This window comes from Streptomyces sp. TG1A-60, assembly GCF_037201975.1.
Taxonomy (GTDB): domain Bacteria; phylum Actinomycetota; class Actinomycetes; order Streptomycetales; family Streptomycetaceae; genus Streptomyces.
Genome location: NZ_CP147520.1, coordinates 6,418,504 through 6,438,501, shown reverse-complemented (window position 1 = coordinate 6,438,501; position 19,998 = coordinate 6,418,504). Strand labels below are relative to the sequence as shown.

General features: G+C 71.3%; 16 protein-coding genes and 2 pseudogenes. 7 read left to right on the top strand and 11 right to left on the bottom strand.

The annotated features are described in order from the left end of the window. Nucleotides 1-20 precede the first annotated feature (20 nt). Together WBG99_RS28030 and WBG99_RS28025 are read right to left on the bottom strand one after the other, a co-directional pair. A complete protein-coding gene (locus tag WBG99_RS28030; RefSeq protein WP_338898968.1) occupies nt 21-1,187 on the bottom strand; it encodes a hypothetical protein in 1,167 nt (388 codons plus the stop codon). After that, nucleotides 1,184-2,158 (bottom strand): 5-dehydro-4-deoxyglucarate dehydratase, encoded by a 975-nt coding sequence (locus WBG99_RS28025; protein WP_338898967.1) that lies wholly within the window; start codon nt 2,156-2,158, stop codon nt 1,184-1,186. The genes WBG99_RS28030 and WBG99_RS28025 overlap by 4 nt, the downstream gene beginning before the upstream one ends. A 204-nt stretch (nt 2,159-2,362) precedes the next feature. Here WBG99_RS28025 and WBG99_RS28020 point away from each other — a divergent pair, with 204 nt between their 5' ends. Both WBG99_RS28020 and WBG99_RS28015 read left to right on the top strand, forming a co-directional pair. Further along, the gene (locus WBG99_RS28020; protein WP_338898966.1) at nt 2,363-3,187 is read left to right on the top strand and encodes an NAD(P)-dependent oxidoreductase; all 825 of its coding nucleotides are present in this window, start codon (nt 2,363-2,365) and stop codon (nt 3,185-3,187) included. Nucleotides 3,188-3,503: 316 nt separating this feature from the next. Next, a pseudogene (locus tag WBG99_RS28015) lies at nt 3,504-4,726 on the top strand (TerD family protein). A 99-nt stretch (nt 4,727-4,825) separates the two neighbouring features. Here the strand turns inward: WBG99_RS28015 and WBG99_RS28010 are convergent. From WBG99_RS28010 to WBG99_RS28000, 3 genes and pseudogenes are all read right to left on the bottom strand, one after another. Further along, the gene (locus WBG99_RS28010; RefSeq protein ID WP_338898965.1) at nt 4,826-5,845 is read right to left on the bottom strand and encodes a 1-aminocyclopropane-1-carboxylate deaminase; all 1,020 of its coding nucleotides are present in this window, start codon (nt 5,843-5,845) and stop codon (nt 4,826-4,828) included. Between the two features lie 183 nt (nt 5,846-6,028). After that, nucleotides 6,029-6,670: pseudogene (locus tag WBG99_RS28005) on the bottom strand (GntR family transcriptional regulator); the annotation flags it as partial. A gap of 335 nt (nt 6,671-7,005) precedes the next feature. After that, nucleotides 7,006-8,475: a hypothetical protein gene (locus tag WBG99_RS28000; protein ID WP_338898964.1), complete on the bottom strand. Its 1,470-nt coding sequence runs from the start codon at nt 8,473-8,475 to the stop codon at nt 7,006-7,008. A gap of 435 nt (nt 8,476-8,910) precedes the next feature. Here WBG99_RS28000 and WBG99_RS27995 point away from each other — a divergent pair, with 435 nt between their 5' ends. Continuing rightward, nucleotides 8,911-10,734, top strand: coding sequence for an endonuclease/exonuclease/phosphatase family protein (locus WBG99_RS27995; protein ID WP_338898963.1), 1,824 nt, complete (start codon nt 8,911-8,913; stop codon nt 10,732-10,734). A 118-nt stretch (nt 10,735-10,852) separates the two neighbouring features. Here WBG99_RS27995 and WBG99_RS27990 read toward each other — a convergent pair whose 3' ends face one another. Further along, nucleotides 10,853-11,557: an antibiotic biosynthesis monooxygenase gene (locus WBG99_RS27990; RefSeq protein WP_338898962.1), complete on the bottom strand. Its 705-nt coding sequence runs from the start codon at nt 11,555-11,557 to the stop codon at nt 10,853-10,855. 114 nt (nt 11,558-11,671) lie between these two features. Here WBG99_RS27990 and WBG99_RS27985 point away from each other — a divergent pair, with 114 nt between their 5' ends. Next, nucleotides 11,672-12,790, top strand: coding sequence for a YihY/virulence factor BrkB family protein (locus tag WBG99_RS27985; RefSeq protein WP_338898961.1), 1,119 nt, complete (start codon nt 11,672-11,674; stop codon nt 12,788-12,790). Between the two features lie 37 nt (nt 12,791-12,827). Here WBG99_RS27985 and WBG99_RS27980 read toward each other — a convergent pair whose 3' ends face one another. Both WBG99_RS27980 and WBG99_RS27975 read right to left on the bottom strand, forming a co-directional pair. Beyond that, nucleotides 12,828-13,091, bottom strand: coding sequence for a DUF3618 domain-containing protein (locus WBG99_RS27980; protein WP_338898960.1), 264 nt, complete (start codon nt 13,089-13,091; stop codon nt 12,828-12,830). Beyond that, a complete protein-coding gene (locus tag WBG99_RS27975; protein ID WP_338900512.1) occupies nt 13,088-13,513 on the bottom strand; it encodes a phage holin family protein in 426 nt (141 codons plus the stop codon). Before WBG99_RS27975 ends, WBG99_RS27980 begins: the two co-directional genes overlap by 4 nt. A gap of 1,015 nt (nt 13,514-14,528) precedes the next feature. Between WBG99_RS27975 and WBG99_RS27970 the strand changes: the two genes are divergently transcribed. From WBG99_RS27970 to dapA, 3 genes are all read left to right on the top strand, one after another. Further along, on the top strand, nt 14,529-16,190 hold the full coding sequence (locus tag WBG99_RS27970; protein ID WP_338898959.1) for a cation:proton antiporter family protein: 1,662 nt from the start codon (nt 14,529-14,531) through the stop codon (nt 16,188-16,190). Between the two features lie 320 nt (nt 16,191-16,510). After that, nucleotides 16,511-16,654, top strand: a complete 144-nt coding sequence (locus WBG99_RS27965; protein WP_338898958.1) for a hypothetical protein — start codon at nt 16,511-16,513, stop codon at nt 16,652-16,654. A gap of 114 nt (nt 16,655-16,768) precedes the next feature. Then, nucleotides 16,769-17,680 carry a 4-hydroxy-tetrahydrodipicolinate synthase gene (gene dapA, locus WBG99_RS27960; protein WP_338898957.1) on the top strand — a complete coding sequence of 304 codons (912 nt, stop codon included), beginning with the start codon at nt 16,769-16,771 and terminating at the stop codon, nt 17,678-17,680. Nucleotides 17,681-17,697: 17 nt separating this feature from the next. Here dapA and WBG99_RS27955 read toward each other — a convergent pair whose 3' ends face one another. The 3 genes from WBG99_RS27955 to WBG99_RS27945 all read right to left on the bottom strand — a co-directional run bounded on the left by WBG99_RS27955 (nt 17,698) and on the right by WBG99_RS27945 (nt 19,878). Then, nucleotides 17,698-18,927: a WD40 repeat domain-containing protein gene (locus tag WBG99_RS27955; protein WP_338898956.1), complete on the bottom strand. Its 1,230-nt coding sequence runs from the start codon at nt 18,925-18,927 to the stop codon at nt 17,698-17,700. Further along, nucleotides 18,924-19,481 carry a SigE family RNA polymerase sigma factor gene (locus WBG99_RS27950; RefSeq protein ID WP_338898955.1) on the bottom strand — a complete coding sequence of 186 codons (558 nt, stop codon included), beginning with the start codon at nt 19,479-19,481 and terminating at the stop codon, nt 18,924-18,926. The genes WBG99_RS27955 and WBG99_RS27950 overlap by 4 nt, the downstream gene beginning before the upstream one ends. 172 nt (nt 19,482-19,653) lie before the next feature. Next, the gene (locus WBG99_RS27945) at nt 19,654-19,878 is read right to left on the bottom strand and encodes a hypothetical protein (protein WP_338898954.1); all 225 of its coding nucleotides are present in this window, start codon (nt 19,876-19,878) and stop codon (nt 19,654-19,656) included. Between the last annotated feature and the right edge of the window lie 120 nt (nt 19,879-19,998).

The window sequence follows — 19,998 nt, the reverse complement described above, 5'->3', positions numbered from 1 at the left end:
CGCGACGGGACCGGGACCGGTCAGCCCACCGCCGTCAATGCCTCCCGTACCGCGGTCAGGTCCTGGTCCGACGCCAACCCCGCGTGATACAGCCGCAGTTCGGTCGCCCCCAGTTCCACCGCGCGTCCGGCGTCCTCGGCCAGCGTCACCGGGCTGCCGCCCATCCCCGACACGATGCCGAAGTTGGCGGCCAGCACAGCCCCCTCCGTCCCGACCTCCGCGAACGCGGGGAGGAGTCCCGGTCCTCCCGCGCACGGCACGACAACCCCGTCAGCCACGCCCAGGATGTGCGCCGGGTCGACGCCGGGGTTCGCCCCGCAGTGGTAGGTCACCGGGTCCGCGTGCAACAGCACCTGGAACCCCTCGGGCGCGGCAGCCCGCACTGCCCCGACGGCCGCCTCCTGGAGCGAGCGCGCGATCGCGTCGCGCCACACCCGCGTACCCACCGCCCACTCGGCACCGAGGAGCTTCTCGACAGCCGGCCACCCCTCGTCGACGGTCTCGCCCCGCCACAACGGCTCCAGCGCGTCCCGCACTGCCGCCGCGAGCGCGTCGGGGTCCAGCCCGGCCCCGTCGTACCCGTCGCGGCAGGTCACGCAGAAGCACAGCGACATCAGGTACTGCCCGGCGTCCCCGAGCCCGACCCCGCCCGTCTTGTCGTGGGCGTGCAGGTGGGAGATGCCGTACCAGCCGAGGGACTCCAGCTCGGTGCCGCGCGCGCCGGGGCGGACCGCCGCCTCCACGGCCAGGTCGACGAGGTACTCGCGCGTCGGCTCCTGCGCGACACACGGCGCCCACGGATACCGGTCCCCGTACGCGTTGACCACGCAGGTCGAGGGGTGCTCGGCGCCAAGGCGGGAGTTGTGCGCCAGGACCACCCAGGTGTGCACGTCGAGCCCGGCGTGGGCGAGCGCCCTCGCGGCCTCCCCGAACGCGTCGCCGGGCGCCCAGTCACCCGCCGCGTACGGCCGCAGCGTACGGCCCTCCCAGCGCCTGCCCGGCGGGTACAGCACGGCCGCGTGCTCGGCGGTGACGATACGCTGCCGGGGGTGGCGGGGGGTGAGCGCGCGGGTGGAGTGGTACGCGGAGGCGAGCGTCACCTGCCGCACGCCCAGGCCCGCGATGCGCTCGGCGGCGGCCGGGTCCCCGTTCACGTCCCACGGATAGACGAACGTCGACGCCTTCACTTGCCCTCCCGGCACTCTTCCAGCAGCGCGTAGCCGCGCTCGATCAACTGGCCCAGCTGCTCGACGTGGTCCTCCGCCGGTTCGTGCAGCGGCGGCCGGACCTCGCCCACGTCCAGCCCCCGTAGTCGTACCCCGGCCTTGACCAGCGACACGGCGTAGCCGCGTCCCCGCGCGCGGAGTTCGACGAAGGGCCGGTAGAACCCGTCGAGCAGCCGCTCCACGATCGCATCGTCTCCCCTGTCGAGCGCCTGGTGAAACGCCAGGGCGATCTCCGGTACGAAGCAGAAGACGGCCGACGAGTACAGGGGGACCCCGACGCCCCGGTAGGCGGGCTGGGTCAGCTCGGCGGTCGGCAGGCCGTTGAAGTAGAGGAAGTCACCGGACGCCGGGGCATCGCCGCGCACCGCGCTCACGATCCGCTGCATCAGGTCGAGGTCGCCGAGTCCGTCCTTCAGGCCGACGATTCCCTCCGCGCGGGCCAGTTCGACCACCGTCCGAGGCGTGAACACGGCGTTGTCGCGCTGGTAGACGACGACGGGGAGGGAGGTCGCCGCGGCGAGTTCCCGGTAGTGCCGCAGCAGCCCTTCCTGGGCGGCCACGACGAGGTACGGCGGCAGCGCGAGGAGGCCGTCGGCGCCCGCCTGTTCGGCGAGGCGCGCGTAGCGCACGGCGAGGGCGGTGCCGTAGCCCGCGCCGGCCACGACGGGCACCCGGCCGGCCGTCTCCGCCACGGCCGCCCGTACGCACTCCTGGAACTCCTCGGGTGTGAGCGCGTGGAACTCGCCGGTGCCGCAGCAGGCGAAGACCGCGGCGGCACCGGCGTCGACTCCTTGACGGACATGCGCGCGACAGGTGTCGAGGTCGAGTGCGCCGTCCGGCCCGTACGCCGTGACGGGGAAGAACAGCGGTCCGCTGGGGACCCTGAGCCGGGCGGCGAGAGGGGCTGACGTCACAGGCTCTCCCAAGGCCATGCCGCTGATCAGTGTTTACATTTCTGAACATAGGCACGCTAAGACGCCCGCCCGGGGCCGGTCAAGCCGGTCAACCCGCACCGCACCAGCGATTTCCCGCCTCGATGCCCCACTTGACGCGCGGGACCCGCACTCCCTAGCGTGTCCACGAATGTGAATGCCGGACGCCCATGTGCACCGCTGGCGATGCAAGGAGATCCACGGATGCCCGCTCCCCGCACCGTTCTGCTCACCGGCGCCGCCGGTGGCCTCGGCACCCTCATGCGGGAGCTACTGCCGACCCACGGCTACGAGCTGCGCCTCCTGGACCTGCTGCCCGTCGAGGGCGAGCCGGACGCGATCACCGCCGACCTCGCCGACAAGGACGCCCTGCGCGAGGCCGTACGGGGTGTCGACGCGATCATCCACCTCGCGGGCATCTCCCTGGAAGCCTCCTTCGAGAAGATCCTCAAGGCGAACATCGAGGGAACGTACAACCTGTACGAGGCCGCCCGCGAGGAGGGCGTGCGCCGCGTCGTCTTCGCCTCCTCCAACCACGCGGTGGGCTTCACGCCCCGGCCGCACGGAGACGCCCCCCATGATCCGGACGCGCTGATCCCGGTCGACACACCGCACCGCCCCGACACCTTCTACGGTCTCTCCAAGTCCTTCGGCGAGGACCTGGCCCAGCTCTACTGGGACAAGCACGGCATCGAAACGGTCTCCGTGCGCATCGGCTCCTGCTTCCCCGAGCCCACCAGCGTCCGCATGCTCTCGCTCTGGATGAGTCCGGCCGACGGCGCCCGTCTCCTCCACGCGGCCCTGACGGCCGAGGACGTCGGCCACACCGTCGTCTACGGCTCCTCCGCCAACACCCGCCTGTGGTGGGACCTCTCCACCGCCCGCGCCCTGGGCTACGAGCCGCGGGACGACTCCGAGCCGTACGCCGAGAAGCTGATCGCCGAGCAGGGCGAGCTGGACCCGGAGAACATGGCGCACGCCAACCTGGGCGGCCACTTCGTGAGCGACCCGCCGATCTGGCCGTACTGACGGTGACGGCGGGTCACCCGCCCCCGCATCCGGGCGCGCCCGTCGCCCGAACCAGGTCCGCCACGGGCCGTCGCCGTACGAAACGGTCAGGGACGGGCCTCACCGGACGCGCCACAGGCCCGGTGGACGCGACAGGCCAGGTCGGCGCCGCACGCCCGCTGGACAACTCTCTCCAGGGCCTCCACCGGGCCCGAACTCACAGCACCACGGCGGGGAGAGCGGGTGTCGGCCATGAGCGCGGAGGAAGGTCATCCCCCGAACGGCCCCGACCTCCTCGGTAAGGGAACGGTAAAGCGGCTTGAAACGTTCACTCGGCATGACAGCTATGACCCCCGGCTCGAACATCCCGCTGCCCGCCCCCCGCGTCGCGGTGGACGTCGCCGCGCCCGTGCGGCTCGATGTATCGGGCCTGCTGCTCACCGCCGACGGCAAGGTGCGCTCGGACGACGATTTCATCTTCTACAACCAGCCGAGCGGCCCGGGTGTGACCTACCGCTCGGGCGACGGTACGACCCCGGACGCGATCACGGTCGACACGGCGGCCGTCCCCCGGGCATCGAGAAGATCGTCGTCACGGCGAGCCCGGACGCGGCGGGCCAGACCTTCCAGGGCATCGAGCCGACGGCGACGATCCGCGACGCGGCGGACGGCTCGGTGATCGCCACGTTCACCCCGCCGCAGCTGGGCGCGGAGACGGCCCTGGTGATCGTGGAGATCTATCTGCGCAACGGCTCGTGGAAGGCCCGCGCGGTCGGCCAGGGATACGCGAACGGCCTGGCGGGCATCGCGACGGACTTCGGCGTCACGGTGGAGGAGCCCGCCCCGGCACAGCCCTCCTCCGTCGCCCCGCCCGCCCCCGCCACGCAGCCCCCGCCGGCCCCGTCCCTGGATCCCCGCCTCACGGCACCCCCGGCCCCCGCCGCCCCTCCGGCCCCGCCCGCGGCCCCCGCCCCCGGCGCCGGGAAGATCAACCTGGACAAGGGCCGCGTCAGCCTCCAGAAGAACCAGACGGTCTCCCTGGTCAAGGGAGGCCGCCCGCTGCTCTCCCAGGTCAAGATGGGCCTCGGCTGGGAGCCGGCGTACCGGGGCAAGGACATCGACCTCGACGCGTCGGTCATCGCGTACGGTCCGCAGCGCAACCACATCGACAGCTGCTACTTCGGCAAGCTCTCCATCGTGAACGGCGCGATCAAGCACTCCGGCGACAACCTCACGGGTGAGGGCGGCGGGGACGACGAGGTGATCGTGGTCGACCTCGGGCGGCTCCCCCAGGAGGTCACCGGTCTGGTCTTCACGGTCAACTCCTTCACCGGCCAGAAGTTCACCGAGGTCGCCAAGGCCTACTGCCGCCTCCTCGACGCCGCGACCGGCGAGGAACTGGTCCGCTTCGACCTCACCAACGCCGAAGCCCAGACCGGCGTCATGATGGCCAAGCTGATCAAGCAGTTCTCCGGCGAGTGGGAGATGACCGCCATGGGCGACTTCGTGAAGTCCCGCACGGTCAGGGGGATGGTGAAGCCCTCGGCACAGGCACTCTGAGGGGCCATACGCTCAGCGCCGGGCGCCCCCGTTCGAGGGGGTGCCCGGCACATGTCCCCGGCGGCGGGGCGGGTCAGCTCGGGAACAGCGCGGCCGACGTCACTGGATCACCGCGCTGTACGCGTTGAGCGCGGGCTGCCCGCCGAGGTGGGCGTAGAGCACGGTGGAGTCGCGGCCGATCTCGCCGCGCTCGACCAGGTCGACCATCCCGGCCATGGACTTCCCCTCGTACACGGGGTCGGTGATCATGCCCTCGGTCCGTGCGGCGAGCTGCATCGCCACGAGGGTGGCATCGTCCGGGACACCGTAGATCCCCGCGTGGTATCGCTCGTCCAGCTCGACGTCCGCCACGGTCAACTCACACTTGACACCGATGAGTCGTCCGGTGTTCTGCGCGATGCGGGCGATCTGCTCGCGGGTGGCGGCCGGCTTCGCCGAGGCGTCGATGCCGAGCACCCGGCGCGGCAGTCCGCCCGTCTCCTCCAGCGCGGCGAAGCCGGCGACCATGCCCGCCTGGGTGGAGCCGGTCACCGAGCAGACGATCACCGTGTCGAAGAAGACCCCCAACTCCCGTTCCTGTTCGGCGACTTCGTACGCCCAGCCCGCGAAGCCCAGTCCGCCGAGGGGGTGGTCGGAGGCTCCGGCCGGGATGGCGTACGGCTTGCCGCCGCCCTCCTCGACCTCCCGGAGCGCCAGCTCCCAGCTCTCCTTGACGCCGATGCCGAAGCCGGCCCGGACGAGACGTACGTCGGCGCCGGCCAGCCGGCTGATCAGGATGTTGCCGACCTTGTCGTACACGGCGTCCGGCCAGTCGACCCAACTCTCCTGCACGAGCACGCACGCGAGTCCGGCACGGGCGGCGACGGCGGCGACCTGGCGGGTGTGGTTGGACTGCACTCCGCCGATGGAGACGAGGGTGTCGCACCCCTGGGCGAGCGCGTCGGCGACGAGGTACTCCAGCTTGCGGGTCTTGTTGCCGCCGTACGCGATGCCGGAGTTGCAGTCCTCGCGCTTGGCCCAGAGGGTGGCGCCGCCGAGGTGGTCGGTCAGGCGTTCCAGGGGGTGGACCGGGGAGGGCCCGAAGAGGAGCGGGTAGCGCTCGTAGGAAGTAAGGGGCACGGGTCCTCCGGGGGTTGGAGTGGGTCAGTGGGCCGCTTCGCCGACGGGCTTGTCGGCGGGTCCGTCGGCGGGCCCACCGGCACATTCACCGCCTTCGTCCGCTTCATCCGCCTCGTTGGATTCATTCGCCGCGTCGGCTTCACCTGCTTCACCGGCTTCATCGGTTTCGCCGGCTTCATCGGCTGCGTCGGCGAATGCGGCCAGGCCGCGCCAGATCTCCGCCGTGACCCGGACCGCCTCGTCCGTGTCACCGGTCGCGCAGGCCTCGATCAACTGCTCGTGCAGGCCCGCCGAGCGGCAGTTGCCGCCCTCGCCGAAGCGCCGTCGCTCCAGCCGGCGGATGAGCGGGGTGTAGCGGGCGACGGTGGCGGCAGCCGCGCGGTTGCCGCTCACCCGGACCAGGACGTCGTGCAGTTCGTCGTCGGCGACCAGGGCGGCGTCGACGTCTCCGGCGTGGACGGCCGCCGCGAACCGCTCGTTGGCCGAGCGCATCATCTCGACGTCCGCCGCGAACAGCCTGGGCACGGCGATCCGGGTGGCCAGTTCGTGCATGGCCCCGACCACGGCCGCCGCGTCCCGCACATCCGCGGCCACGACGGCCGTGACCCGCGTGTAGCTCTGCGGCTTGCTCTCCAGGAGCCCCTCGTCCACCAGCCGCGAGAACGCCTCCCGCACCGGCGCCCGTGACAGCCCCAGCAGCTCAGCGAACTCGGCGTCGCGCACCACCGCACCGGGCTCGATCTCCCCGGCCACGATGGCGTCCCGGATGGCTTGGTAGGCGCGGTCCCTGAGCAGGGTGCGGCCCACCGGTCGCATGGCCTCCATGAACTGAAATGTTAGATGTCAATCTTCCAGGCGGGCAAGGGTGCGGCCCGTACCGGCAGGGATGACGGTGGGCAGTGGCGGAGCCGTGGGTCGCGTCCGCACTGTCGCGTCCCTGCCTGAACGGGGGTTGACGGCGGGAGAGCTCGGAGGTGGGCGTTCGTCGGCGGCCACGGGTTGTGTGTGGTTGCTCGCACAGTTCCCCGCGCCCCTCAAGAAGCAGGGGCTGCGCCCCGTGCTTCTTGCTCCCAGGTGCGCGGGGAACTGCGTGACCATCCCCCACTCACCCGCAGCCGCCAACGCACCGGCGCCCCCGAGCCACCAGGCGCCCACCCGAGCTAGGACGCGCCCGGCCCCCTCTGGGACCGCGCCTTGAACGCCGCCTTGCGGGCCTCCTTCGCCACCCTCTTGTCGGGGTGGATCCGCCCCATCGCCTCCAGCACGTCGGCCGTGGCCGGATGCTCCACCCGCCACGCCGCCGCGAAGAAGCCGCCGTGCTGCTGGGCCAGCCCCTCCACCAGCGCCCGCAGCTCAGCGGAGTTGCCCTCGGCGGCCAGCTGCGCCGCAACCGTGTCGATGGTCAACCAGAAGACCATCGCTTCGGAGGGCGCGGGCACGTCCGAGGCGCCGCGCTCGGTCAGCCACACCCGTGCGAGGCCGCCCAGTTCGGGGTCGTCGAGGACCTCGCGGAGGGCCGGCTCGGCCACGGGCCCCACCAGGGACAGCGCCTGCTGGCAGCGCAGCCGCCGCAGCGGTGCGCCCCGGTCGGAGCCACGGGCCGCCGCGAGCAACTCCCGCGCGGCGTCCAGGGACTCGCGGCGGGCGAGCCACTGCTCGGTCTCGGCCTGGGCCGCCGACGGCGGGAACCCGGCGGTGCCGTCCAGCAGAGCGTCCGCGCCCTTGTCGACGAGGTCGCCGACCGCGGGCGCCGCGATGCCCGCCTCCTGGAACCGCGCCCTCATCGCGTAGAGCCCGAGGGGGGTGAGGCGGACCATGCCGTAGCGCGTGACGTCGGTGTCGTCCACGACGGGCTCGCCCGGCCCGTCGTCGGCGAGGGCCTCCTCCGCGTCCGTCATCAGCGCCTCGTCCACGGGCTGGTACTCCACCAGTCCGACCGGCTCCAGGACCCGGAACTGGTCGTCGAGCCGCATCATCGCGTCCGAGACCTGTTCCATCATGTCGTTGGTGGGCACACCCACACCGTTGGGGACGATCATCGAGGCGGCGAGGGCGGGCAGCGGCACGGGCCCGTCGCCGGAGCCGCCCTCGTTGACGGTGAGGAGATAGAGGTTGCCGAGCACCCCGTCGAGGAACTCCGCCTCGGCGTCGGGGTCCCAGTCCAGCTCGGAGAAGTCGACCTCGCCGCCGGACTCCACGGCCTCGACGAGGCCGTCGAGGTCGGGCACGCTCGCGTCGGCGAGGGTGGCCTCCAGGGCCGTGAGCCAGAGGTTGAGGACGTCCTGCGGCCCGCCGGAGGTGAGGAGGGCGAGCTCCTCGCCGGGGGCGACGGTCCCCTCCTCCTCGTCCGCGATCTCGACGAGCCCGGTGTCGACGGCCACCCGCCAGGCCTCGCCGGCCAGGGCCGCCGCGTCGTCGCCGTCGACGTCCCCGCCGGTGAGCCCGAGTGCCTCGGCGGCGGCAGGCAACTGCTCGTCGAGGAGTTCGCCCCCGGAGGCCACCCGCGTGTCCGGCCCGGCCCAGCGGGCGAGCCGCGCGGCGCGCGAGAGCAGCGGCGTGGCGAGCGCCTGCCGTGCCAGTTCCGCTTCGGGGAGAAGCCGCACCGGCGGCAGTGGCGAGCTGTCTGACATCGGCGGAGATCTCCTCGGGAACGAGCGGTGGCGAGCGACGACGAACGGCACGGGTGTCACCCGTACGCGATACGAGTTACGAGTACAGGTACGAGCGGTGCACGGCATCCGATCACCGGCAGAACAGGGGCTCCGATCACGCGCGGACCCGTACCAGTACGCAGCCGCTCAGCCTAGACGGATTTCCACCCATGCCGCCCGGTTCATGTACCTGCCAGGAGTTGGACGTGGCTGAAACCTTGACAAGTGGCCTGAGCAGGCAGGAGATTGACGCGCGTAGAAACTCGCGGGTAGCTCTGGGGCGATCCAGGGCCTCGACCGGCGCGACCGTCGGAGTCCATCGGGTTCTACGCGCGCCGCACCGCCCCACCGGTCGCAGGCCACCTCCCGTCCACCCTCGTCCCGGCGCCCACGTACGTCCCCGGAGGGATCCCCTTGCCCAGCAAGAGAACCGCGCGCATCGGCGCGCTGACCGTCGCCACCATCTGCTCCACGGTGTCCGCCGTGGTCCTGACCTCGCCCGCCCATGCGGATTCCCTACGCATCCACGACATCCAGGGCACGACCCGGACGTCCCCGCTCGTCGGCCAACAGGTGACCGACGTCGAGGGCATCGTCACGGGTGTCCGCACCTACGGTTCCCGCGGCTTCTGGATCCAGGACCCCCGGGCGGACGACAACCCGGCGACGAGCGAGGGCGTCTTCGTCTTCACCAGCTCCCGGCCGACGGTCGCAGTGGGCGACGCGGTGAAGGTCTCGGGCACGGTCGGCGAGTTCGTGCCGGGCGGCACTTCGTCCGGAAACCAGTCCGTGACGCAGATCACCCGCCCTACGATCACAGTGGTCTCCTCGGGCAACACCGTCCCGGCCGCGACCCGCGTCGACGCCAGGTCCGTGCCGGGCCGGTACGCCCCGGCCGGGGACACCGCGGCCGACGGTTCGATCGACGGTCTCACGCTCGCCCCGGCCCGGTACGCCCTGGACTACTACGAGTCCCTGGAGGGCATGAACGTCCGGGTCGCCGACACCCGCGTGGTCGGCGCCACCGACCCGTTCACCGAGCTGTGGGTCACGGTGAAGCCCCGGGAGAACGACAACCGCCGCGGCGGCACGGTGTACGGCTCCTACACCTCGCAGAACACCGGCCGGTTGCAGGTCCAGTCGCTGGGCGCGGTCGCCGACTTCCCGAAGGCGGACGTCGGTGATGTGCTGAAGGGCACCACGGCGGGCCCGCTGGACTACAGCCGGTTCGGCGGCTACACGCTCGTCGCGAACGAGATCGGCACCCTGAAGCAGGGCGGCCTGGAGCGCGAGACGACCCGCAGGCAGGCGCGCGGCGAGCTCGCGGTGGCGACGTACAACGTCGAGAACCTGGACCCGTCCGACGCCACCTTCGCGGACCACGCGGCGGCGGTCGTGAACAACCTCCGGTCGCCCGACATCGTGGCCCTGGAGGAGATCCAGGACAACAGCGGCGCCACCAACGACGGTACGGTCGCCGCCGACCAGACGGTGCGGAAGCTGATCGACGCGATCGTGGCGGCCGGCGGCCCGGCGTACGACTGGCGGTCGGTCGACCCGGTGGACCTCGCGGACGGCGGCCAGCCCGGCGGTAACATCCGCCAGGTCTTCCTGTTCAACCCCGAGCGGGTCTCCTTCACCGACCGCGCGGGCGGCGACGCCACGACCGCCGTCGGGGTGACGAAGTCCCACGGCAAGGCGCGGCTGACGGTCTCCCCCGGCCGTATCGACCCGGCGAACGCCGCCTGGACGAACAGCCGCAAGCCGATCGTCGGCGAGTTCGCCTTCCGTGGCAAGTCCGTCTTCGTGATCGCGAACCACTTCGCCTCCAAGGGCGGTGACCAGTCGCTGCACTCGAAGTTCCAGCCGCCGGCCCGCGGTTCGGAGACCGAGCGCCACCTCCAGGCGACCGCCGTCAACACCTTCGTCAAGGAGATCCTGGCGAAGCAGAGGAACGCGCACGTCATCGCCCTCGGCGACATCAACGACTTCGAGTTCTCCGAGACCACCAGGTTGCTGGAGGACGACGGCGCCCTGTGGTCGGCGGTCAAGTCACTGCCGAAGAGTGAGCGTTACTCGTACGTCTACCAGGGCAACGCCCAGGTCCTGGACCAGATCCTGATCAGCCCCTCGATCCGGCGCTCCTGCGCGTTCACGTACGACAGCGTGCACACCAACGCGGAGTTCAACGACCAGATCAGCGACCACGACCCGCAGGTGCTGCGCTTCCGGCCGTAGCCCTCGCCGGTCGGGGCTCAGGGCTGGCTGAACACGCCGTTCAGCCAGCCCACCGAAAGCCTCGTTGCCCCGGACGGTTGTGGTGTGTGTTCGGTGAGCCCGAGCCTGAGCCCGCGGCTCAGTCGGGGACGAGGCCGAGGGCGTACGTGTAGCGGTCGACCGTGCTGCCCTTCAAGCCGGGCCAGGTCTGTACGCGCCGCCAGAGCTCCGAGGGCGAACCGACGCCTTCACCCGGCGCGGCGAGCGCGTCGATGTGGTGCCGGGCGGTCTCCCACTCGGCGTAGTTGAGGACGCGGGTGCCGTCGGTGCCGAGGTGGAAGTGGGCGGAGATGCCGCCGGGGTGCGGATTCGGCTCGGCGGCCAGCGCCTCCTCGACGGCGTCCACCCAGGCCCGCTGCCGTGCCGGGTCCGGCCCGTCGAACTCGATGTCGACGACCACGACGCACCCCGGCACCCGTACCGCACGGTCGCCCCTGGTCAGGCTGCGGTGGTGCCGGTAGCGCCCGAGCGCCACCCGCTCGATCCCCGGAACGGCCGTGTCGATCGCGTCGTTGCGTTCCTGCCGTCGCGTCTTCACGAACGCCTCGTAGGCCTGCTCGTCGGCCCACTGCGAGTAGTGCAGCAGACCGGAACCGTCCTCCGCCGTGTGGACGAAGTACCCCAGCAGCCCGTCGGTGGGCCACGGCCGCCGTTCCCAGGTGTCGGCGATCGCCTCGACGGTCTGCCGCTGCCGCTCGGGCGTTCCCACCCGCCAGGTGCTGAAGAAGGGCGCTCCGACTCCGGGCCGGGCGGGGTCGGGGTGAAGGTCCGTACGACGGGTCATGCCGCTCTCCGAAGGTAGGTGCCAGCTGTGCGTGCACCCGCCACCTTTCAACCTCAAGCAGGATTCAGGTCAAGTCCGCGATTCGGGGCCCGGATTCGGGAGACCCGCCCGGTCATGGACGAGAAGCGGCCGGAGGCCGAGCGGGCGGGGAAGGGACCGGCGACCGGCGCTGGGGGCGAGAAGCAGAGCGGGGCGGAAACCGGCGCGGGGGCTGAGCAGCAGACCGGGGCGGAGAGCGAGACGCAGACCGGGGCGAATGGTCCCGGTGGTCTGCCCAGGCGTTCCTGGTGGGCGGTGGTGCGGCGCATGGTCAAGGAGTTCCAGGACGACGAACTGGCCGACCGGGCCGCTGCGTTGACGTACTTCGGCGTGCTGTCGCTGTTCCCCGCGCTGCTGCTGCTGGTGTCGCTGCTCGGGGTGGTCGGACAGCGCGCGACCGACAAACTCCTGGACAACATCGGCGACTTGGCGCCGGGCCCGGCGCGCGACATCCTGCGGGACGCGGTCGTCCAGCTGGGCGAGAGCGAGGGCACGGGCGGAGTGCTGGCGTTCGTCGGCCTGCTGGCGGCCCTGTGGTCGGCGTCGGGGTACGTGGCCGCGTTCATCCGCACCTCCAACGCGGTGTACGACCTGCCGGAGGGCCGACCGGTGTGGAAGCTGACACCCCTGCGTATCGCGCTGACCCTGGTGCTGATGCTGATGCTGGCCGCGAGCGCGCTGATCGTGGTGTTCACCGGTCCGCTGGCCGAGCGCGCGGGCACGACGATCGGGCTCGGTGACGCGGCCATCGCGCTGTGGAACATCGCCAAGTGGCCGGTCCTGCTGGTGCTGGTGACGCTGATGATCGCGCTGCTCTACTGGGCCGCCCCCAACGTCCGTGGCCGGGGCCTGCGTTGGGTCAGCCCCGGCTGCGTCCTCGCCACCCTCATGTGGCTGGCCGCGTCCGCCGGCTTCGCCGTCTACGCCGCCAACTTCGGCTCCTACAACAAGACCTACGGCGCCCTCGCCGGCGCCGTCGTCTTCCTCATCTGGCTCTGGCTGACCAACCTCGCGATCCTCCTCGGCCTCGAATTCGACGCGGAACTCTCCCGCGAACGCGCCATCGTCGACGGCCGGTACCCCACCGACGAGCCCTACGTCGAACCCCGCGACACCCGTAAGTGGCCGCCCCGGCTGCGGGCCCTGCGCGAGGCCCGCAAGGGCATGTCGGGCGAGGCCGGGCCGGTCAGCTGACGTGCGGTCGGTCAATCGACGTACGGTCGGTCACCGGCTAGTGGTAGTGCCGCCACACGAGGACCCCGGCGGCAACGACCGCCACTCCCGCGCCGCCGATGACGACCGCTTCCCTGGGCACCCGGTCCCACGCGGAGTGCACCCTCGCCTTCACATCGGCCTTGGCTGCCAGTTCCTCGACCGTGTCGCCGAGCTGGGCCCGGGTCTGCTCGATCTGCCGCCGGAGTTCGTCGGGGCCCTTGGCACCGACCGAGCCGTTGGCCCTGCCCGCGGCACCGGTCGTGCCGGATGAGTGCGTCATCGCCGAGCCCTCCCCTTGATCTCGTCCATGTCCGCCTTGACGCTGCCGAGCGCCAGCTCCGGCCTGGGAGGCGTGGCCCGCCGCAGCTGCGCGCGGCCGACCGCGGCCAGCACGCCGGCGATCACGAACAGCACGGCCATCACGATGAGCGCGGCGGCCCACACGTCCAGTACCAGGGACAGCGCCGCTACCCCGGCGGCGGCGAGGGTCATGAAGCCGACGTAGGCCACGGCGCCGGCCGCGCCGAGGAGCCCGCCGCCGCGACCCGCGCGCCGCCCCTTCTCGGTCAGCTCCTCCTTGGCGAGGGCGACCTCCTGTCGTACGAGCAGGGAGAGCTGTTCGGTGGCCTGCCCGACCAGCTCGCCCACGGAGTGGTGGTCGTGTTCGACCGGCCCGGAGCGCGTGGATCGCGCGGAGCGCACGAATCGCGTCGGCCTGGTCTCGGTGGTCCCGGTCACGGTGTCCCGCCTCCTCACATATCAGGATGCCCCGGGTACCCTGCCCGCCCCGCGCTACCCCTGCGGCGACACCCCGGTCCCGCGTTCGTCAGCCGGCTCCGGAACCGGTCGAGCCGCGCCTCTCCGTGCTGCTCGACCGGTTCCACCACCGAGGGCCCCCGTCACGTCTGTGTGCGTCGTGCCGCCACGTCTCGACGCCGATCTGCTGGAGCACGTTCGGACCCGGCTTGCGGGGCATGTGCGCCAGCACGCGGGGGCTGGGCGCGCAGAGGTGGTAGTGCGTTCCGGCAGGGTCAGCCCCATGCTCGTGCTGGAGGTGGAGCGCCGCGGCGCTGATCTGCTCGTCGTCGGTGCGCATGGCACGGCCCGGCTGGCCGACGCGCTGCTCGGCACGACGCCGGAGAACCTGGTCCGATCGAGCAGGACCCCGGTGCTCGTGGTCAGAAGGCCGCCTGACCACGACTACCGCAGGGTTCTGCTCGCGGTGGACACGCACGAGTTCTCCCTTGCGGCGGCGCGGTACGGGATTGCGCTGAGCCCCGGTGCGGAGCACTACGCGGTGCACACCTGTGTCGTACCGGGCGAGCACATGCTGCGGATGCACGGGGTGAGCGAACAGGACCTGAGGCGCTTGCGCCAGGTATGTCTGGAGGAGGTCCGGCCGCAGATCGAGCGCATGGTGGAGACCCTGCCGCTTCCGGCCGGGTCGCCTCCGCTGTTCACCTCGGGGAGTCCCACGAGCACCATTCCCGACCTTTGCCGTGCGCCACGCGGCCGACCTGATCGTGGTCGGCACGGGAGCACGCTCGAAGCTGGAACACGCCCTCCTCGGCCGTGTCGCGCAGCATCTGATGCGGCGGGCCCCATGCGATGTTCTGATCGTTCGAGGGCCAGGAGTCGACTGAGGCGTCACGCTCCCTCGCACATGCATCTGCCGGAGTGGACCGCGTCCGCGTCTCGCCGTGAACGGACGGGAGCCATGGAGCTGAACGGGTTCGCTCTGATCGCCGCCGTCCTGGCGGTCTCCGCAGTCGTCGGGCTGCTGGCCGTACGTCTGCGGCAGCCGCTCATCGTCGCGTTCATCGGCGTGGGCATCCTGGTCGGCCCGACCGGCTTCGGCTGGGTGGAGGCGGACGGCACGATCGAGCTGCTGGCACGTATGGGAATCGCGATCCTGCTGTTCCTCGTCGGTCTCCGGCTGGACCTGCACCTGATCCGAACCACCGGACCCATCGCCCTCGCGACCGGGCTCGGTCAGGTCCTGTTCACCTCGGTCATCGGCTACCTGATCGCCATCGGCCTGGGCATGGACACGGTCACCGCGCTGTACGTGGCGGTGGCGCTGACCTTCTCGTCCACGATCATCATCGTGAAGCTGCTGTCGGACAAACGGGAGCTGGAGCAGCTTCACGGGCGCATCGCGGTCGGCTTCCTCATCGTCCAGGACATCGTCGTCGTGCTGGTGATGATCGCGCTGACCGCGTTCGGCCGCCAGGCCGGCGACAACCTGGCCGTGGACGTCACCCTGGTCTTCGCCAAGGGCCTCGGCCTGCTGGCCGGAGTGGCCCTGCTCATGCGGTACGTGCTGCCGAAGGTGCTGCACCAGGCGGCGCGCTCGCAGGAACTGCTGCTCCTCTTCGGCGTCGCCTACGCGGTGTCGGTGGCGACCCTGAGCGACTGGATGGGCTTCAGCTCCGAGGTCGGGGCTTTCCTGGCAGGTGTCTCGCTCGCCACCACCCCGTACCGGGACGCGCTCGGCGCCCGTCTGGTCAGCCTGCGGGACTTCCTGCTGCTGTTCTTCTTCCTGGAACTGGGCGCGCGCCTGGAGTTCACCGACGCCTCCCGGCAACTCACCGACGCCGCGCTCTTCTCCGTCTTCGTCCTCGTCGGCAACCCGCTGATCGTCGTGCTGATCATGGCAGCCATGCGCTATCCGGTACGGGTGGGATTCCTGGCCGGCCTCACGGTGGCGCAGATCTCCGAGTTCTCCCTCATCCTCGCCGCCCTCGGCCTCAGCCTCGGCCACATCACCAGCGCCACGGTCAGCCTCATCACCGTCGTCGGTCTCATCACCATCGGCGGATCCACCTACCTGATCCTCTACTCCCAGCAGATCTACGCACGCCTCGAACGCTGGCTGTCGGTGCTGGAACGGACAGAGGGCCGCAAACGGGACCTCGAACGGCACGAGATGGAGGCCGACGTGATCCTCTACGGTCTGGGCCGCTTCGGCGGGGCCATCGCCGACAGGCTCGGCCGAGCCGGACACCGCGTCCTGGCCGTGGACTACGATCCCCACCGTGTCGCCCGCAGCGACCGGGAAGGCGTCACCGCCGTGTTCGGCAGCGTGGAGGACATGCACCTCCTCGAATCCCTGCCCCTCTCCCACGCGCGCTGCGTCATCAGTACCGTCCCCCTCCCGGACGCCGGACAAGCCCTCGCCCACGGTCTGCGGCACCACGACTACCAGGGGAAAGTGGTGCTCACCGCCCACTCCCCACGCGACGCCGAGCAGCTCGACCAAGCAGGTGCCGACGTCATCCTCCAGCCGTACCCCCTGGCCGCCACGGCCACGGTCGAGGTCCTCGACCAGCTCCTGCAACCGGGCGGCACCGAAGGAGACGCCGACGCGCAGGCGTGAACCGGACCGTTGCCGCTCGCCGCGCCAGGGAGCCCCCGTTCCGTGCGCCGCGCACATCCAGTCCGTCTGCGATGCGGACGCCCACAGCCTTCGGATCACGGCCGTGACCGTCAGGTCCGCTGCGACCAGTCTGTGGCCATGGTGCGCGAAGCGCCGGAAGGCGGCAACAGGCTGATCTTTGCGATGGAGGGCCGTACCCGGCGCATCGACTCGTCGTTTGCGGTCGTGCCCTCGCCATTCGGCCGCATCGGCCCCGGGAGTGAGGAGGCCGCGCATGCGTGCATACGATCTGGCGGATCCCTGTCCGTCGGTGTCGACGGATGACGAGCATGTGGTGCCCGCGCTCCTCGGAGACGGACTGCGGCTCCTTCGACGGCCTGGGCGCCGGACGGCGCGGCCTCGAACCCGTCAGGGTGGTCGAGACGCCCCTCGCCACCCACCCGAAGTACCGCTTCGTGAAGTGACCCGATGGAGCGGCCCGCCCGCCACCGGCCTCCGATATCCCCGTAGCAGGTCTTCCGTATATCTCGTAGAAGAATTAAGTGGAGCTTCACAATCGTCACGCCGAGACTACCCCTATGACCACACCCACCATGGCCACCGCTCGCCCCACCCCCTTCGGCCGCGCCCTGTGCGCGATGATCACGCCCTTCACCGCGTCCGGCGCGCTCGATCTCGACGGGGCTCAACGGCTCGCCGAACGGCTGGTGGCCGAAGGGTGTGACGGGCTGGTCCTGTCCGGGACGACGGGCGAGTCGCCGACGACGACGGATGAGGAGAAGGCGGAGCTGATCCGGGCGGTGCGCGCGGCGGTCGGGGAACGTGCCTCGATCGTGGCGGGGGTGGGCACCGCCGACACCCGCCACACCGTGGAGCTGGCGCTCGCGGCCGAGAAGGCGGGTGCGGACGGCCTGTTGGCGGTCACGCCGTACTACAGCAGGCCCCCGCAGGACGCGGTGGAGGCCCACTTCCGTGAGCTGGCCGACGCCTCGGGGCTGCCGATCACGCTGTACGACATTCCCGGCCGCACCGGCACCCGCATCGAACCGGAGACCATGATCCGGCTCGCGGGCCACCCCCGGATCGTGGCGGTGAAGGACTGCGCCTACGACCTCCTCGGCACCCAGCAGGTGCTGGCGGAGACGGAGTTGGCGTACTACACGGGCTGCGACGAGTACGTGCTGGCGCTGTACGCCATCGGCGGCTCGGGCTACGTCGGCACGGTAGCCAACGTGGTGCCCCGGCACTTCCGGTCGGTCATCGACGCGTTCGACGCGGGCGACACCGGCGAGGCGGCGCGGCTACAGCAACGGACCATCGCCCTCACCGAGTTGATGATGTGCTCCGGCCTGCCGGGCTCCGTCACGGTGAAGGCGCTTCTGGGGCGGCTCGGCATGCCCTCCGGGCCGGTCCGCGCACCGCTGCGGCCCGCCGACCGTGACACGGCCGACGGGCTGCTGAGGGCGTACGAACGACTGGTCTCCGCCTGAGGTGCGGCGGCGGGCGGTCAGCGGGTGGCGAAGAGCGGGGTCCAGCGCCCGGCCGCGCCGTCGCTGCCCTTGCGCGCGCCGCTGAGCGGGAGCGTCTTGTCACTGCCGATGGTGACGAGCACCAGGGCGTTGTGGAACTCGCTGTCGCCGGCCGTGATGTCCCAGGCGATGAGCCGCTTGTTGTCGACCCAGGCGAGCAGTTGCTGTCCGCGGATCTTGTGGAGCCGCTTGCCGGTGTACGGGTCGAGGATCTCGGAGGCGGTGGTCCTGGCGCCGCCCGCGAAGCCGCCGGCCGCGAGCCTGCCGTCCGGGGAGAGCCGTGCCTCCACCGACCAGGTCAGGTACTTCTCGTCGGCCGGCTTGTCGACCTTGTCGCCCTTCAGGTCGTAGTACTGGTCGTACGGTTCCGTACTCAGCCCGGCGCGGACCAGCTTTCCGTCGCCGCTGAACGCGAAGTCCTGGCGGGGGTTGAGGGTTCCCCGCTCGTCGCCGTGGTCGGGGGCGACTTCGTTCCAGTCGTTCTTCCCGGAGTCGACGTCGACGACGTAGAAGCCGGTCCGGTACGACGTGGACCTGTCCGACTCGAAGTCGTTCTTCTTGCCGTCACCGTCGGAGTCGTAGTCCACCCTGCTCAGCAGGTCGGGGTTCTTGCTGTAGGTGGTGGCCACGAGCCGGGTGCCGTCGGACGAGAACTCGACGCCCGCGGCGCCCCGGTCGACCGGGATCCAGCGCTCGACCTCGCCGGTGAGCAGGTCGAGCAGCCCGATCCGCCTGGCCGGCAGCTCCTTCTCCAGGACGGCCGCGGTCCGCGTCCCGGGGGCGACGGCGACCATGGACCAGCGGGTGTCCTTGACGTACTTGCCCGACTTCTGGTCGAGGATCCGGTACGTGCGCTGGCGGACGGCGGTGTCCTTCGACGTCCGGACGTCGGCCGAGGTGTACCACGCGGCCAGCGCCACGTCTCCCGCCGCGATCAGGTCGCGAGGCGGTGACTGGTCGGGGTGGGCGATGATGTCGCTCTTGTTCATCTCGGTGGCGAACCGCACCTCGTCCTTGCCGGAGTCCAGCAGCGGCACGGCCACCGCGACGGCGACCACGGCGGCGGTGGCCGCGGCGACGGTCGCGAACGTACGGGTCCGGCGGCGGCGCCGGAGGGTCAGCACCCGCTCGGCGAAGCCCGGCTCCAGGGGCGGCTGTTCGGCGGCCTGCTCGCGCAGGGAGTCGCGCACCAGTTCATCGACGTTCACGGACGCACCTCCACGGGCGAGAAGTCACGGGACGGCTTCTGCTCGGCCGCGGCGGGACCGAGGGCCGCCAGCTCGGGCGCCAGTTCGCGCAGCCGGGCGAGCGAGCGGTGGGTCGTGGACCGGACGGTCCCGACGGAGCACCCGAGGATCCGGGCCACATCGGCCTCGGGCAGGTCCTCGAAGTAGCGGAGCACGAGCACGGTCCGCTGCCGGATGGTCAGCCGGGCCAGCGCGCCCCGCATCACGAGCCGCAGCTCCACACCGGCAGCCCCGTCCGTGGCGCCGCCGGTCTCCGGAGGTTCGGCGACGGTCAGCTCCCGGCTCCGCCACTTCAGCCGCCAGCGGCTGACCTGCTGCCGGTAGAGGATCTGCCGTACGTACGCCTCCGGCTCGTCGATCCGCTGCCACCGCCCGGCAGCCTTGATCAGCGCGTTCTGCAGCAGGTCCTCGGCGGCGTGCCGGTCCCCGCCGCTCAGCAGCACGGCGGTCTTCAGCAGCGCCGACGACCGCCCTGCCACGAATGCGCGGAAACTCTCCTGCCCTGCGGCATCCATCGTCACCTTCTCTTCCCCGGCGGGGCCCGTGTCCCGCTCCTCTGCCCCTTGTGACGCGTGGATCCGTCCGCGGCTATGCCGGCGCGGCGGAAAAGTTCCCGTCAACGGAACCGGGGCCCGCACCGCGCGCGAACGCGGTACGAGCCCCGGACTCCCGGTGAGGACGGAGGGGTCAGTCCCAGCGGTATCCGTCGCCGAACAGCAGGGTGTGCTCCAGCACGTCCTCCATCGGGTCGTCGACCTGGCCGACGTTGACGAGCCCGATGCGGGGGCCGTTGTGCGAGGACTTGTTGGTCTCGTCGGCGTGCGCGGCCCCGGTCGGCAGCCAGCACATCACGGCCCCGGTCAGCACTCCGGTCACCACCCGTGCCACGGTCCTCGCCCGGTCGTTCCTCATCTGTCCGGCCCTCATTTCGTCGGTTCGGCCTCTGATCGGACTCCGTGTCCACCAGTTCATCTGCCTGGACCGTCGAAGGTCACGCCGATCAACCCGTACGTGATCGCCGGAGGGGTCGGT